The 14,844-nt window shown below is 57.8% G+C and carries 14 protein-coding genes and 1 riboswitch; of the genes, 8 read left to right on the plus strand and 6 right to left on the minus strand.

Features of this window, described 5'->3' with window-relative positions; all coding sequences use genetic code 11:
* Positions 1-59: 59 nt before the first annotated feature.
* Positions 60-209: riboswitch (FMN riboswitch) on the minus strand.
* A 63-nt stretch (positions 210-272) separates the two neighbouring features.
* The 5 genes from ABJH13_RS11710 (at position 273) to ABJH13_RS11730 (ending at position 4,484) form a co-directional block, all read left to right on the plus strand.
* Entirely contained in the window at positions 273-905 is a 633-nt protein-coding gene (locus tag ABJH13_RS11710) for an FMN-binding negative transcriptional regulator (RefSeq protein WP_348406396.1), read from the plus strand.
* Between the two features lie 40 nt (positions 906-945).
* The gene (locus ABJH13_RS11715) at positions 946-1,557 is read left to right on the plus strand and encodes a glutathione S-transferase (RefSeq protein ID WP_348406397.1); all 612 of its coding nucleotides are present in this window, start codon (positions 946-948) and stop codon (positions 1,555-1,557) included.
* A gap of 199 nt (positions 1,558-1,756) precedes the next feature.
* Positions 1,757-2,317, plus strand: a complete 561-nt coding sequence (gene petA, locus ABJH13_RS11720; RefSeq protein WP_348406398.1) for a ubiquinol-cytochrome c reductase iron-sulfur subunit — start codon at positions 1,757-1,759, stop codon at positions 2,315-2,317.
* 12 nt (positions 2,318-2,329) lie between these two features.
* Positions 2,330-3,682 carry a cytochrome b gene (gene petB / locus ABJH13_RS11725; RefSeq protein ID WP_348406399.1) on the plus strand — a complete coding sequence of 451 codons (1,353 nt, stop codon included), beginning with the start codon at positions 2,330-2,332 and terminating at the stop codon, positions 3,680-3,682.
* A 13-nt stretch (positions 3,683-3,695) separates the two neighbouring features.
* Complete coding sequence (locus ABJH13_RS11730; RefSeq protein ID WP_348406400.1) at positions 3,696-4,484, plus strand: cytochrome c1; 789 nt, start codon at positions 3,696-3,698, stop codon at positions 4,482-4,484.
* A 526-nt stretch (positions 4,485-5,010) separates the two neighbouring features.
* Here ABJH13_RS11730 and ABJH13_RS11735 read toward each other — a convergent pair.
* The 4 genes from ABJH13_RS11735 to ABJH13_RS11750 all read right to left on the minus strand — a co-directional run bounded on the left by ABJH13_RS11735 (position 5,011) and on the right by ABJH13_RS11750 (position 9,030).
* Entirely contained in the window at positions 5,011-5,685 is a 675-nt protein-coding gene (locus ABJH13_RS11735) for a Crp/Fnr family transcriptional regulator (RefSeq protein ID WP_348406401.1), read from the minus strand.
* A gap of 184 nt (positions 5,686-5,869) precedes the next feature.
* Positions 5,870-7,129: a tRNA (N(6)-L-threonylcarbamoyladenosine(37)-C(2))-methylthiotransferase MtaB gene (mtaB, locus tag ABJH13_RS11740; protein ID WP_348406402.1), complete on the minus strand. Its 1,260-nt coding sequence runs from the start codon at positions 7,127-7,129 to the stop codon at positions 5,870-5,872.
* Positions 7,126-7,959 carry a diaminopimelate epimerase gene (gene dapF, locus ABJH13_RS11745; RefSeq protein WP_348406403.1) on the minus strand — a complete coding sequence of 278 codons (834 nt, stop codon included), beginning with the start codon at positions 7,957-7,959 and terminating at the stop codon, positions 7,126-7,128. The genes mtaB and dapF overlap by 4 nt, the downstream gene beginning before the upstream one ends.
* 183 nt (positions 7,960-8,142) lie before the next feature.
* Positions 8,143-9,030 carry a sugar kinase gene (locus ABJH13_RS11750; protein ID WP_348406404.1) on the minus strand — a complete coding sequence of 296 codons (888 nt, stop codon included), beginning with the start codon at positions 9,028-9,030 and terminating at the stop codon, positions 8,143-8,145.
* A 320-nt stretch (positions 9,031-9,350) separates the two neighbouring features.
* Between ABJH13_RS11750 and ABJH13_RS11755 the strand changes: the two genes are divergently transcribed.
* Genes ABJH13_RS11755 through ABJH13_RS11765 form a run of 3 tightly spaced genes read left to right on the plus strand, consistent with a single transcriptional unit; the run spans position 9,351 to position 12,377 of the window.
* Complete coding sequence (locus ABJH13_RS11755) at positions 9,351-10,328, plus strand: tripartite tricarboxylate transporter substrate binding protein (RefSeq protein ID WP_348406405.1); 978 nt, start codon at positions 9,351-9,353, stop codon at positions 10,326-10,328.
* A gap of 58 nt (positions 10,329-10,386) precedes the next feature.
* Positions 10,387-10,860, plus strand: a complete 474-nt coding sequence (locus tag ABJH13_RS11760; protein WP_348406406.1) for a tripartite tricarboxylate transporter TctB family protein — start codon at positions 10,387-10,389, stop codon at positions 10,858-10,860.
* The gene (locus tag ABJH13_RS11765; RefSeq protein ID WP_348406407.1) at positions 10,860-12,377 is read left to right on the plus strand and encodes a tripartite tricarboxylate transporter permease; all 1,518 of its coding nucleotides are present in this window, start codon (positions 10,860-10,862) and stop codon (positions 12,375-12,377) included. Before ABJH13_RS11760 ends, ABJH13_RS11765 begins: the two co-directional genes overlap by 1 nt.
* A gap of 46 nt (positions 12,378-12,423) precedes the next feature.
* Here ABJH13_RS11765 and ABJH13_RS11770 read toward each other — a convergent pair whose 3' ends face one another.
* Together ABJH13_RS11770 and ABJH13_RS11775 are read right to left on the minus strand one after the other, a co-directional pair.
* Positions 12,424-13,182, minus strand: a complete 759-nt coding sequence (locus tag ABJH13_RS11770) for a YHYH protein (RefSeq protein WP_348406408.1) — start codon at positions 13,180-13,182, stop codon at positions 12,424-12,426.
* 106 nt (positions 13,183-13,288) lie between these two features.
* On the minus strand, positions 13,289-14,815 hold the full coding sequence (locus tag ABJH13_RS11775; protein WP_348406409.1) for a DUF2272 domain-containing protein: 1,527 nt from the start codon (positions 14,813-14,815) through the stop codon (positions 13,289-13,291).
* Positions 14,816-14,844: the final 29 nt, after the last annotated feature.

Consider the following 14,844-nt stretch of genomic DNA (forward strand, 5'->3'; position numbering starts at 1 on the left):
AGACACGTCCACCCAAGGCGATCACGGCTGCACACGGGGGCCACTGGCCCCGCGGTCATCCGCATTCTCTTTCATCCGGACTATGACCGTCGGCTCTGGCGTCTCACCAGATCTGCTGGCACCCTAACAATCGAAGGGCCGCTCGCGGGCTCGGGGGTCAGGGCCCCCATACCGCCGGTGGGGAATTTCACCCCGCCCTGAGAATGCGCGCAGCTTGCCAAGGTCCGCGAAAGCCTGCAAGAGGAAACGGTCCCTCTTTGAAGGTCCGCATCATGCACCCCAATCCGATCTACCACACGCACGACGCCGTGCAGAACCTGGCCTTTGCGCGCGAACGGGCGTTTGGGGTGCTGGCCGTCAGCGGGGCCGACGCGCCGTTTCTGTCACATATTCCGTTTTTGCTGGACGATGCGGGGGGCTGCGCCGACCTGCATCTGTTACGCTCCAACCCGATAGCGCGGGCTTTGCAAAACGCACAGGCGCCGGCACGCATCGCGGTGTCAGGCCCCGACAGCTATGTGTCGCCCGATTGGTACGGGGTGCAGGATCAGGTCCCCACCTGGAATTATGTCGCCGTGCATCTGACCGGCACACTGGAATTGCGCCCGCAGGACGAACTGCACGGCACGCTCGACCGGCTGGCCGCCTTTTTTGAAGACCGGCTGTTGCCCAAGCCCCCTTGGATGACCACCAAGATGACAGACGGCGTGATGGACCGGATGATGCGCGCCATTGTGCCGTGCCGGTTGGTGATCGCCGATGTTGATGGCACATGGAAACTGAACCAAAACAAACCCGATGACGTGCGGTTGCGGGCCGCAGACCACATCGAGGCCTACGGTCAGGGCACGGATCATGCTGTTTTGGCGGCTCTTATGCGGGCCGTGCATGGACAAGACACCTAGCTCTGCTAGGCTGACACATCTGTCGCAAAAGGACACCAGCATGAAACTTTTCCATTCACCCACATCGCCCTTCGTCCGCAAGGTGGTGGTATTGCTGCACGAATTGGGCAAGGCGGATGATGTTGAATTGGTTGGCGTGCAATCCACGGTGCTTGCATCCGACACTGCATTGGCCGCAAGCAACCCGTTGGCCAAATTACCGTCTTTGGTGCGCGACAGCGGGTGCACACTGTATGACAGCCGAGTGATTACCACATTTCTGGACGATCTTTATGGGGGCACCATGTACCCAACGGGGCCCGCACGGTGGGAAGCCCTGACCTTAGAGGCAACAGGCGACGGCATTATGGACGCCGCCGTTTCGATGACCTACGAGGTCCGCCTGCGCCCCGAAAACATGCAGTACGCCGATTGGATCGAGGCGCAGTGGGACAAAGTCGCGCGGGCCTTGTCTGTGTTGAATGCTCGGTGGATCAGCCACCTGTCTGGCCCCGTCGACATAGGGCAGATCTCGGTCGCCTGCGCGCTGAGCTATATTGATTTCCGCCATGACCGCCGAAATTGGCGCGCTGGGAATGACGCCTTGGCCAAATGGCATGCAGAATTCGAATCGCGCGCGTCTATGACTGCGACGAAACCGCCCGCTGGATAAAAAACCATTTTGTTTAACGATTTCGACGCAACATACCGCTAGAAGAGCTGAAAAACCGGTGTACGTGCGACCCTTTGCGCTGTTTTGATTACTAGACGCGAGCAAAACACGGCGCTACATAACCGGAAGAAGAGTGGCTGCATCCCGTGCGGCCCGACGTATTTTTGGCCGCTGTTGGCCCAGGAAATGGAGCATTACCGTGTCCCACGCAGAAGATCACGAAGGCACTCGCAGGGATTTCCTGTACTATGCCACGGCAGGCGCCGGTGCGATTACCGCAGGCGCTGCGATTTGGCCACTGGCCAATCAGATGAACCCATCGGCCGATGTTCGCGCCTTGTCGTCTATTCGCGTGGACGTCAGCGGGATCGCACCGGGCACGCAGCTGACCGTCAAATGGCTGGGCAAACCCGTCTTTATCCGCCGCCGCACAGAAGAAGAAATCACTGCTGCACGCGATGTCGAACTGTCGGAATTGCCAGATCAGGGCGCAGAAAACGGGAACCTGCCCAATGGCGCAGATGCATCCGACGAAAACCGGTCTCTGGATGAAACCGGTGAATGGTTGGTGATGATGGGCGTGTGTACGCACCTGGGCTGTGTGCCTTTGGGCGACGCCGGTGATTTTGGCGGTTGGTTCTGCCCATGCCACGGGTCGCACTACGACACATCCGGCCGGATCCGCAAAGGGCCCGCTCCGCGGAACTTGCCCGTTCCTGTCGCAGAATTTGTGGACGCATCCACAATCAAACTCGGTTAAGGGAGAAACCTGATGGCTGGAATTCCTCACGACCATTACGAACCGAAGGCAGCTTGGGAAAAAAGCTTGGCCAAGCGGTTGCCTATTCTTGGTCTCATGTACGACACTCTCATGATACCGACCCCCAAAAACCTTAACTGGATGTGGATCTGGGGCATTGTCCTGACTTTTGTGTTGGTGCTGCAGATCGCCACTGGCGTTGCCTTGGTGATGCATTACACACCGCACGTCGATCTTGCGTTTTCGTCGGTCGAACACATCATGCGCAATGTGAATGGCGGCTATATGCTGCGCTACATGCACGCCAACGGCGCCTCGCTGTTCTTTGTGGCTGTGTATGCCCACATTTTCCGTGGTCTGTACTATGGGTCCTACAAGGCGCCGCGCGAAATCACATGGATCATCGGTATGCTGATCTATCTGATGATGATGGGCACCGCATTCATGGGCTACGTGCTTCCGTGGGGGCAGATGTCCTTCTGGGGCGCGACCGTCATCACCGGCCTTTTCGGTGCGATCCCATTTATTGGTGAAGCGTTGCAAACATGGCTTCTTGGCGGGCCAGCGGTGGATAACGCCACACTGAACCGCTTCTTTTCGCTGCATTATCTTCTGCCGTTCGTCATCGCAGGTCTTGTCGCGGTGCACATCTGGGCATTCCACACGACGGGCAACAACAACCCCACTGGGGTAGAAGTACGTCGGACGTCCAAGGAAGACGCCGCGAAAGATACATTGCCGTTCTGGCCCTACTTCGTGATCAAAGATCTCTTTGCACTGGCGGTCATTCTTGCGGTGTTCTTCGCGGTTGTCGGGTTCATGCCAAACTATCTCGGCCACCCAGATAACTACATCGAAGCCAACCCACTTGCGACGCCAGCACACATCGTACCCGAATGGTATTTCCTACCGTTCTACGCGATTTTGCGGGCTTTCACCGCAGACGTTTGGGTGGTGATCATCGCCGACACTCTGACCGGTGGGATCGTTGACGCCAAGTTCTTCGGTGTTCTCGCCATGTTCGGAGCGATTGCCGTCATGGCTCTGGCGCCTTGGCTGGATACATCTTCGGTCCGCTCTGGCCGCTTCCGTCCGATGTTTAAGTGGTGGTTCGCGCTGCTTGTGTTCGATTTCTTTGTCCTGATGTGGGTTGGCGCGCAAGAAGCCAAATTCCCCTATGACATGATATCGCTGGTCGCTTCCGCGTATTGGTTTGCTTACTTCTTGATTATTTTGCCTCTTCTGGGTGTGATCGAAAAGCCAACCCCAAGACCAAACACAATCGAAGATGATTTCGCCGAGCATTACCCCAAAGCCTCAAGTGGTGGGTCCGCTGGTCAATCACAAACCACGCCTGCTGAATAAGGGAACAGATAACATGTTCAAATCACTTACATTAAGTGCTGTGGTGGCTTTCGGGTTTGCCACAGCCAGCTTGGCCGCAGGCGCAGGCGACACCCATATCGAAGACTTCGACTATTCTTTCGAAGGACCGTTTGGCGCATACGACCAAAACCAACTGCAACGCGGACTGCAGGTCTACACCGAAATCTGCTCAGCCTGTCACGGTCTCAAGTTCGTGCCAATCAGGTCGTTATCAGAAGAAGGGGGGCCGTCGCTTCCCGAAGACCAAGTACGCGCGTATGCAGAGAACTTCGAAGTCTTTGACGCCGAACTCGATGATTTTCGCCCCGCTCGGCCGGCCGATCACTTTCCGCCGTCGGGGCTTGCAAATGCACCTGACCTCAGCTTGATGGCCAAAGCCCGCGCGGGCTTCCACGGGCCATACGGTCTGGGGATCAACCAGTTCTTTAAAGGCATCGGTGGCGCTGAATACATCGCGTCTATCCTCACCGGATATACCGGCGAAGATAAAGAACAAGCAGGCGTCACTTTTTACGAAAACACGGCCTTCCCTGGTGGATGGATCGCAATGGCACCCCCTCTTTATGGGGAAGATATCGACTTTGCCGATGGCCATGACAATGACCTGCATCACATCGCCCAAGATGTGTCGGCTTTCCTGATGTGGACAGCAGAGCCTAAAATGATGGCGCGCAAGCAGGCCGGCTTTGTCGGCGTTGTTTTCCTAACGCTGTTGTCTGTCCTGCTCTATCTGACCAACAAACGGCTCTGGGCACCGGTTAAGGGCAAGAAAACGATCTGATTTAAATCAGATCTTATCGTGACAAAAAAAGCCCCCGCACCAAATGTGCGGGGGCTTTTCTGTCTGCACTTTCGTAAAAAGCTAATAACAGACCCTGGGAAACATAAAATTAGACGGTTCGAACTGCCGCAGCTATTTGGCAGCAAAGCATACCTTTTACCGCAACCTCGTTCCTATCCCTTTATAAAAACAGTCAGCTATACCCACCCATTCACCCTGAAATTGAAGGTAGCTACTAACACCGGTCACCACTAATTTCTTAACACTAGACTAAGCGCAGATTCCCGTATGTGATCTGGATCACATACGGCGCGGTTTTTTCAAAAAACGTTTCCCGTCTATGCGGTTTGGCCGAGGCAAGCCGCACATGCAAAACGGATGTCCCCATCTGAATCGTTAACGTAATACACATGGCTGATGGCGCCTCCCAATACGGTATCGGCACCACAAGACTGGCACAATGATACGTTCTAGCGCCCTACAGATGGCAGCACGAATCCAAGATGTCTGTGAAACATGTCACAGGTTAGATCTGCTGCAGGTCTGCCATTGCTTGCAACGCGTGCCTGTCAAGCACGCGCACCCCCCCGCGTGATCCTTCGATCACACCTGCCCGTTTCCAACGCGATAACGTCTTGGACACAGCCTCGCGGGTCGCTCCGACAAATTCAGCCAATTCCGATTGCGACAGCGGTAACACCGCAAGATGTTTCGATCCATCTTCCGTGAGGTACAGAATCTTGCGGGCCAATCGCGCAGGCATCGGCAAAAAGACCTGTTCATTCAGCTGCCGGTTCATCCAGCGCATCCGCCCACCAGCAAGCTGGATCATATCAATCGCCAATTCGGGCGCATTTCGAATGGCTTGCAACATATCCGCATTTTTAACGCCCCGTAAAACGACAGGCTCCAAGGCGGTTGCAGTTGCGGTGCGGGTGCCCGGATCGAACAGGGCGATTTCGCCAAAAAGCGCCCCTGTGCGCATGACGTCCAACGACAGCTTACGCCCCTCACGAGACAAAACGCTAAATTCCAAGGACCCCGAAACGATCGCATACAGCGTGTCGCCGACATCGCCCTGCTCAAACAAAACGTCCCCTTGCGCCAAGGTCACTTTGGTTGCGACAGACAGCATCAAGTCAGACAAGTCCTTGGATGCATGGGCCAAAAATCCAGTCTTTGGCCAGTTGGTTGTCTCCATTGTGTTCCCTTTCCCGTCCGCCTTGGCCGCGATCATCCCTCAATCACGACCAGCCACATGCACAGATTGCCGGGTATTAAACGACGGCATCATCATGTGCAAAATCTTCGGCGCACCTCTCCCACGAAGTGCTGGCACCCTAGCGAGCAAACAACGCCGTTGTCACGTGATTTAAACCCCGGCCCTATGATTGCACGACCAGCGCATCCTCAGTGCATTTGGCAATGGTGGCGACCAAAATTGCGCCCTCCGCCTGCGGAACATCAAACGTTACCGGGCAAAATTGCTCCGTTCTGCCCATCGTTTCGCTTTCCATCAGAACGCGGTGCGTCACGCCCACCTGCGCGGCCAAATGACGTTGCACCTGACGTTCCCCGCGATACCGTAGGCGCGCCGCACGGTCTTTGATCACGCCACCATCTACCGCTGGCATCCGCGCAGCCGGTGTCCCTTGCCGCGCCGAATACGGGAAAACATGCAGCCACGTCAGGTCACACTCTTCAACCAACGCCAGCGAGTTTTGAAACAGCTCTTCGGTTTCGGTCGGAAATCCTGCGATGATATCTGCCCCAAAAGTCATATCGGGGCGCAGCTTACGGGCTTCGCGTGTGAACGCGATGGCGTCTTGCCGCAGATGTCGCCGCTTCATCCGCTTGAGGATAAGATCATCGCCGTGTTGCAGCGAAAGATGCAGGTGCGGCATCAATCGGGGTTCGGTCGCAATGGCCATCATCAGGTTGTCGTCGACTTCGATACTGTCAATGGAACTGATCCGCAAACGCTGCAAATCCGGCACCAACCGCAAGATCCGCATAACCAGATCCCCCAGCTTGGGCGTGGCGGGCAAATCGGCCCCCCAACTGGTCAAATCCACACCCGTCAGCACGACTTCGTTGAACCCTTTGTCCACCAACCGCTTGATCTGATCCACCACAACGCCCGCCGGTACAGACCGCGAATTGCCCCGACCGTAGGGAATGATGCAAAACGTACAACGGTGATCACAGCCGTTTTGCACCTGCACATAGGCGCGGCTGCGGGTGCCAAACCCATCAATCAAGTGGCCCGCAGTTTCGGTCACCGACATGATATCGTCGACCTGCACGGCTTCGGTGTCACCGATGAAGTCAGCCGACAGCCCCTGCCATGTGCCCGGTTGCATTTTCTCGGTGTTGCCGATGACGGCGTCGACCTCCTCCATTTGGGCAAAGGTCTCGGGCTCTGTTTGAGCGGCGCACCCTGTCACGATCAGCCGCGCGTTTGGATGGGCCCGGCGCAGTTTGCGGATGTCTTGGCGGGCTTTGCGCACGGCTTCGGCGGTCACGGCGCAGGTATTGACTACCACAGCGTTTTCCAACCCGGCCTGTTTGGCCAGATCTTTCATCGCCTCAGTTTCATAGGCGTTCAGGCGGCAGCCCATTGTCGAAAAAACAGGTGCTGTCATGACAGACCCGCCAAAAACGAGGGTCTTAACGTGCCTGAAAACACATGCATGGTCGGCCCCGTCATCCAGACGCCATCCTCGCGCCAATCGATATAAAGCGTACCACCATCCAGATCGATCTGCACTTTCCGGCCGGTCAAACCACGCCGAACCGCAGCGACCGCGGTGGCGCAACTGGATGATCCAGAGGCCAGCGTAAGCCCGACCCCACGCTCCCACACCCGCATACGGATCTGATCTGGCCCGGTGATCTGGGCGACCTGCACATTGGTGCGCTCGGGGTATAGTGGATGATGTTCATGCGCGGGGCCGAATGTATCAAGGTCGATCTCATCCACATTATCCACGAAAAACGTACAATGCGGGTTGCCCATTCCGGTCGCCACGGGCGCGCCTTCGATAGGCAATGCCAACGTCTCCATCGCGTGCGCCAGCGGGATATCGGCCCAATCCAATTGCGGCAGGCCCATGTTGACTGACGTCAGGCCGTTGCCGGCATCGCACGCATACAATGTTCCGTGGTCGGTGGTCAGTGTCAGGGTGGTGTCGCCCGTTTCATCCATGACATGGCGCGCAATACAGCGGGTCGCATTGCCGCACGCCCCTGCTAAAGACCCGTCTGAATTGAAGAACGTCAAATGCAACACATCCGCCCGCATCGACATAACAGCCAGCTGGTCAAACCCAACCCCGCGATGACGATCACCAACAGCCTGCGCCAAGGCGGGCGTCATGTTTATATGTTGACGGCGGGTGTCCACGACAACAAAGTCATTGCCCAACCCGTGCATTTTCATAAAGGGCAGTTCGATCTGTGCGGTGTTCTGCATGGTGGCCTTTGTGTCCGTCGTCAGGTGGTGGCCGGTGCGGTGCCCTTGGCCATCTGTGCGTCTTTGTCATTGGGCCACGTCATTGCCCGGTGATATAATTGGGTGGATTCTATGTGGCCCGCCGACGTTTACCCAACACCGGCAGCAAGATCCACCTTTGGCGCGGAAACACCCTGTTTCAGGTCACCGAAGCGCTCCGTAATGTTGAACGGTCCGCCCTGCGGCCTCAACCGCCGCACGCGCCGCCGTTTCGGGGTGGTTGGTCGCGAGAAGTTTGGCCAAAAAGACACCCGCGAATGTGTCGCCTGCGCCTGTGCTGTCCACCGCCTTGACCGGCCGGGCGCCGATGTCGATGCGGCGCCCTGATGACGACAAAACAGCCCCCTTGGCCCCACGTTTCAGCGCGACATGGGCCGCGCCGAAGCTTTCGAAATAGTCTAATATCGCGTCGGGGTCGGAGGTGCCGACCAGCATCGCGGCCTCGTCATCGGACGGCAATGCGATATCCACGCGCGGCAGGAAATCACGGATGTAGGCGCGCGCCTCGTCGAGGGTCCAAAGTTTCAACCGCAGATTTAGGTCCAGCGACACCAACGTGCCATTGGCGCGCGCCACATCCGCTGCGGTGCGCACGGCGGCGCGCAGGGATGGGCTGACGGCCAGACTAACCGCCGAAACATGCAAGATCTTGGCCTTGGCGATTGCATCCAGTGGCAGGTCGGCCGCGCTATAAAGACTGGCGGCTGATCCACGCCGCGCATAGGAAAACCGCCGCGCCACGGGATCTGGGTCAATCACATTCAGGCCGGTCGGGTCATTTTCGCGCCGCAGTATATGTGTTGTATCGACCTGTTCCGCCTGGCAAAACGCGCAGATGTCATCGCCCAGCACATCGCGGCCCACCGCGCTTAGATACCCCGTGCGCGCGCCAGATCTGGCCGCGTGCACGATTGCGGTCAAGGTGTCACCGCCCACGCCTTGTTTGTACAAAACCGCGCCGTCTGGTTGCGGTGGCAGGCGGATCATTTCGATGAGGGGCTCGCCCAAGGCGAGAATATCGGCGTTTGGCATGCGGCCACCTGACAGGATGCGGTGCCGCCTGTCCAGAGCTTCGCGCAACACTGTGGCACGGGCCCTGCGCAATAAAATTTCGGTAGCACACCATTTTGGGGAAATAATTTGCCAAATGGGGGGCTTATAACCTTACGCATAGGTAAATGCTCGGCTAGGCTCGTCCCAAAGAGAGCCTGCGCAGATCTCTTTTTGCCAAACACGGCAAACAACCGGCTGGCAATGCCGGGCGCGCGAAACGACGGCCGCACTCCCGAATGAGTGCAGGAGGGCTGCTGGCAGGGAACTACCAACAGCAAAACGACAGTGGAGGAACGACAATGAAATATACCCGCACAATGCTGAGCTTTATGGCAACAGCGGCTTGCGTCGCAGCAGCGCCCGCGCTGGCACAATGTGACTGGAAGCCCGAACGCCCCGTCACCTATGTTGTCCCATGGGGCGCGGGCGGCGGCACTGATGCCAATTCGCGCATGCTCGCCAGCCTGTTGGAACAGCAATTGGGCCAGCCCGTCAACGTGGTCAACCGGACAGGCGGCAACGGCGTTGTCGGCCATTCGGCCATCGCCACAGCACAGCCTGATGGCTACACCATCGGGTCGGCGACCGTTGAGATCACCACCATGCATCACGCCGGTCTGACAGAACTGAACCACACCAATGTCACGCCCATCGCATTGGTCGACATCGTGCCTGCCAGCATCCTTGTTTCCAAGGATTCACCGTTCAATTCGCTGGACGAACTGTTAGCAAATGCCAAAGAAAACCCCGGGTCGCTTACCGGGTCGGGCACAGCACAGGGCGGCATCTGGCATCTGGCATTGGCAGGCATGTTGAACGCCGAAGGCATGGACCCCCAAGCCATCCGTTGGATCCCGTCGGACGGGGCGGCATCGGCCATGCAAGAGCTCATTGCGGGCGGTGTGGATGTCGCATCACCGGCGTTGTCTGAAGGCAAAGCGTTGATCGAAAGCGGCGAACTAAAAGCTCTGGCCTACATGCACACAGAACGCAACGCTGCGCTGCCTGACATCCCCACCACGGCCGAAACCTTAGACAGCCACTGGACGTTGGCGGCCTTTATCACGGTTTCTGGCCCCGAAGGCATGGATCCAGAAATCGCGTGTTCTTACGAAAAAGCCGCCTTGGCCGCGTTTGACACCCAAGAATGGGCCGACTTCAAAGCCTCGCGCGGGTCGGATGTTGTCAAAATGGGCAGCGAAGAGCTGACATCGATGATGGCGGCGACCTCGGACAACTTGGGCGAAACGATGAAAGCAATCGGCATCGCCAAGTAACTCTGTCGGCGGGGCGTCACCACACGCCCCGCCGCATTTGGCGATCAAAGGCAGTATCATGAAAATCAACGACGCGTTTCTAGGGCTGATCATGGGTGTGATCGGTGTCGCCATTGTCTTGCACGCGCAGACGTTCCCGGTGATGGCGGGCATGCAATACGGGCCCGAATTTTTCCCCTCGATCATCGGGGGTGGCATCGCGCTTTGTGGGGTGGGCATGGTGGTCAGTTGGGCCACAAGCCGTCGCGCCGACCCTTGGGTGACCGTGCCAGACTGGATGAGATCCCAGATCAACGTGGTGCGCGCGCTGGGTGTTCTGGCGGCTGTCGTTTTCTACATCATAGCCTCGCCCGCGTTGGGGTTTATCCTGACGATCTTTCTCACCGCGCTTGGGCTGTTGCTTTTGCTGGCCAACCCGCTGTGGCTGAGCATGATCATCGCGCTGGTCCTTCCGGCTGTGCTGCATTTTGGGTTTTCCGTCGGATTGCGCGTCCCACTGCCGCGCGGCATCATTGAAAAGTTGCTCACCTGATGGGACATTTCGCCGAAGCCCTCGCCCTTGTTTTGCGCATTGATGTCGGGGTGACGATCCTGCTGTCGGCGATTTTCGGATTGTTCGTGGGCTCTGTACCGGGCCTGACGGCGACGATGTCTGTCGCGCTGCTGGTCCCGATCACGTTTTTCCTGGATCCCGTGCCGGCGGTTGCCGCCATCGCTACGGCATCCGCCACGGCGATTTTCGCAGGCGACATCCCCGGCGCGCTGCTACGGATCCCCGGCACGCCCGCCTCTGCCGCCTACGTCGACGAAGCGCACGCCCTGACCAAAAAGGGCCAAAGCGAGGTGGCACTTGGCACGTCGCTGATCACCGCATCGCTGGGCGGGTTAATCGGGGTGCTGTTGCTTGCCGTTTTCGCGCAACAGCTCGCCGCTGTTGCGGTCAAGTTTTCATCCGTCGAATATTTCTGGCTGGGGTGTCTTGGATTGACGGCGGCGGTGGCTGTGTCGTCGGCATCTTTGTCGCGCGGCGCGTTGTCATTGTTGATTGGCTTGCTCATTTCCACCGTCGGCATCGATATCGCCACCGGCCACCCACGGTTCACGTTCGGCCAGATGAACCTGCTTGACGGTGTCAGTTTCGTGCCCGCCATGATCGGCATGTTCGCGTTGTCACAGGTCATTCGGTCCGTGACGACCGACCTTGATGTCAAAGTGCCCGTTGCGAAAATAGGCAGCCTGTCGCGTCAAATGGTGGGCACTGTGCGCACATATTGGCCCAATATCATCCGGTCTTCTGTGCTTGGGAATATCCTTGGCGCGCTTCCGGGTGCCGGCGCAGATATTGCGGCCTGGGTGGCGTTCAGCCTGTCTAAAAGGTTCTCTAAGACGCCCGAAAAATTCGGCACGGGGCACCCTGAAGGGATCGCAGATGCGGGCGCGGCGAACAACGCCGCCGTCGCAGGCGCATGGACGCCCGCATTGGTCTTTGGCATCCCCGGAGACACCGTTACCGCCATCGCCATTGGCGTGATGATGCTCAAAGGCATCACCCCCAGCCCGCGTGTTTTCGAAACCGATGGCACCTTGGTTTTGGCCATCTTTATGGCCTTTGCCTTGGCCAATTTGATCATGATCCCCCTAGGTATAATCGCGATCCGCGTGGCCCGACACGCCCTGTCTGTGCCCACGCGCATCTTGATGCCGGTTATCCTGATATTTTGCATCGTCGGGTCCTACGCCGTTGATAATACCATTTTTTCGGTCTGGATCATGCTGGGCTTGGGCATTTTGGCGTATTTGATGGAAGAAAACGGCATCCCCATCGCGCCCGCCATTTTGGGCATTGTCCTGGGCAAGGTGATCGAGAAAAACTTCCTGATCACCATGTTGAAAACCCAAGGCGATATGTTGGGCTTTTTTGACCGACCCGTAGCTGCGGTATTGGGCGTCGTAACGCTGGCCTTATGGAGCTTTCTGATCCTGCGCGCCATTCGCAGCGCTGCGGCATCACGTAAGGTGCAATCACATACGGCGCCCGCTGTTAAATGACCCGTTTCAGCAAGGACACGTTACCCATCCTTATCATAGGTTTTGGTCAATTTCGGGTCATAAAATCCGGGTTGACCACACCTTTGAAACACCGCGGAAAGTACGGATATGTATCCGTCGCGAAATACGTGTAGGTCCCGTTAACCTGCGCGCCATTGCAGTCATCAAGTGTGCCGTGCCCTGCGACATATTCAAAATCCTGTTCAAACGCGCCGTCGTATGCGCCACCGGGGGCTGTTGGGCGCACCCCCGATTTCAACCGCCACGATGACGTTGCGGTCGCCGGGTCATAGCGGATCTCGAACCCATCAGGGGCGTAGCCAACAAGCGTATCCCCCTGCGCGGCCATCAACGCCTCTGAAACGCCGTGGTAATGATACAGGCCAGACCTATCAACATGGGCGTTTTGCGTATCCATGCCCAAACTGCGCGGGTTGTGCATGGCTTGTTGTCGCCATCCGCTGGATGGATCGCGGCCGATGCCGCGCCGACCGTTGGGGTCATAATACCCAGCCGTATAAGGCCGGATCGGCACCCCGGTTACCGTTGTGCCGACGGTCATCAATCCGTGCGTGACGGTCTGTGCAAGGCGGGGCGCAGACGCAAAACAAAACCGCAGGGTCTGCGTGCGATACGCATTTGGGTTCGCGCGGTTGGGGAACCGCCCCATCTCATGGTTGGGCGCGCCGTTTGAGGAAATGCACGTCATGTCCCCTTGGGTTTGGGTCTGTGCGTTGTTTTCATGGGCGGCAGCCGTCGTAGTTGTCACGACCAAGATCAAGGCTGCGGTGTGAAAGTAAGACAAGGGCGTTCTCCGTCTGGTGGGGTCCTATCTTTCACGTGATGTCGTTAAATTACCGTCGATAATTTATGTGATTTTCTGCAATAACCACACACGCCTGCAGGCCCGGTCACGTGTCACGCAGCCGCAAGACCGAAATCCATGGGTAATCCTCACCACGGGATCGCCGCGGTTTGAGCACCCCTGCCGCATCAATTTTAGGCCGCTTGGCCTTGACCGAATTGTCGACGTTACCGCCCACCGTTCGGATTGTCCCATCCTCGGGATCTACCGCGACGACGAAGTCAGAATGCGACGGATAAAAGCCGTCAATCTTCAAGTGTTCCACTGCGGCAGCCAAATCGAACTTGGACGCAGTTGACCGGCCATAATGCACAATATCACCGGGTTGAGGCGCATAAATGAGCGGGTCCATCACCTCAAAAATCGGCTGCGCGAGGCGGGCATCGACCAGATCTTTGAAATAAACCCAATGCGCTTGGGCCCCTTTGAACTGCGCCGCGTCAAGGCCCTGCTCGTGCAACGCCCAACTGATAAACGCGGCGGACCACGCAGGGTTGCCGGTGCTGCCATCGGCGAACGTCACAACAGACCGGCCATGATAGGGCAGCCCAAGCGCCGCCCAATAGTCACCAATACGGGCGAAATGCGTGGCGGCGTCTTCCTTATGGCGGCCGTTGTCAAAACGGTCCAGCTCGGTGGTGAGCGTCGCCAACAACTGCCTGCGCATCGTCCCCATCGGGCCGGGTGCTGCCGCTTTGCTGCGGGCATCGAACCCCGAGGACACCGCCCCAAACCGGATCATATGGGGGGTGGGCAGCACCGTTCCCGGCGCAAACCCATGATAGTGCACATCTTTCTTACCTGCGTCTCCGAATGTCGCGACCGCATTGGCCACAACGTGATTGCCCCATTGCGTCAGGGCTGTGGGCGACGACAGGAATGGGTTTAAGAAATGCGTAGCGCCGGCCAATTGGCCGTTCGCCCCTTGGGCGCGGTGTTCCAGATAGGCGCGGATGATGCCCTCGATGGCTGCCGACCCGGGTTTCAGGCCCGTCCAACTGCCTGTCGTATTGATCGCGGAAAACTGAAACCGCTGATTGATCACAGACTGAATATCATCTGGAAACGCAACATGAGCGACCCGGTTGATAACCGTCTCTGCCACTGCTTGCAGCCCACCAACAAGCTGCGCCTGCCCGTATTTCCCAAAATGACCAACCTCGCTTTGGGCGACGCGGGTCAAGGCGTCAAGATCTGTGGGTGACACGTCGATAACACGCACGCCTTCGGTCGCTTCAGGCCGCGTCGGCGGGGGGGCCACGGGCGTGGGGTCGGCAGCGTCGGCGGGCACGCCTTGCGCATCCAGCATTCGGCGCAACCGCGCGACAACCCGCCCCTGTTTGGCCAATTCTGACGCGGCCAAATCCTGCAACGCACCCACCGCCTGAGTGATTCGACCCAACCTCCAGGCGTCTGACAATCCTTGCAACTTGTTGGCCACGGCGGTTTTGGCCGCAAGTTCCTGTTGGAACACTTGCCTATCTGCGCCAGCAGCGGTTGCCAATTCCATCTGCAGGTCAATAATTGCGGTTGTCAGCTGCGTAATTTCAGCAAGATACGGGTTTTGAGACATAAAATTCCCCAATCTGATCAAATGATTGC

It is taken from the genome of Roseobacter sp. (assembly GCF_039970775.1).
Taxonomy (GTDB): Bacteria; Pseudomonadota; Alphaproteobacteria; order Rhodobacterales; family Rhodobacteraceae; genus Roseobacter.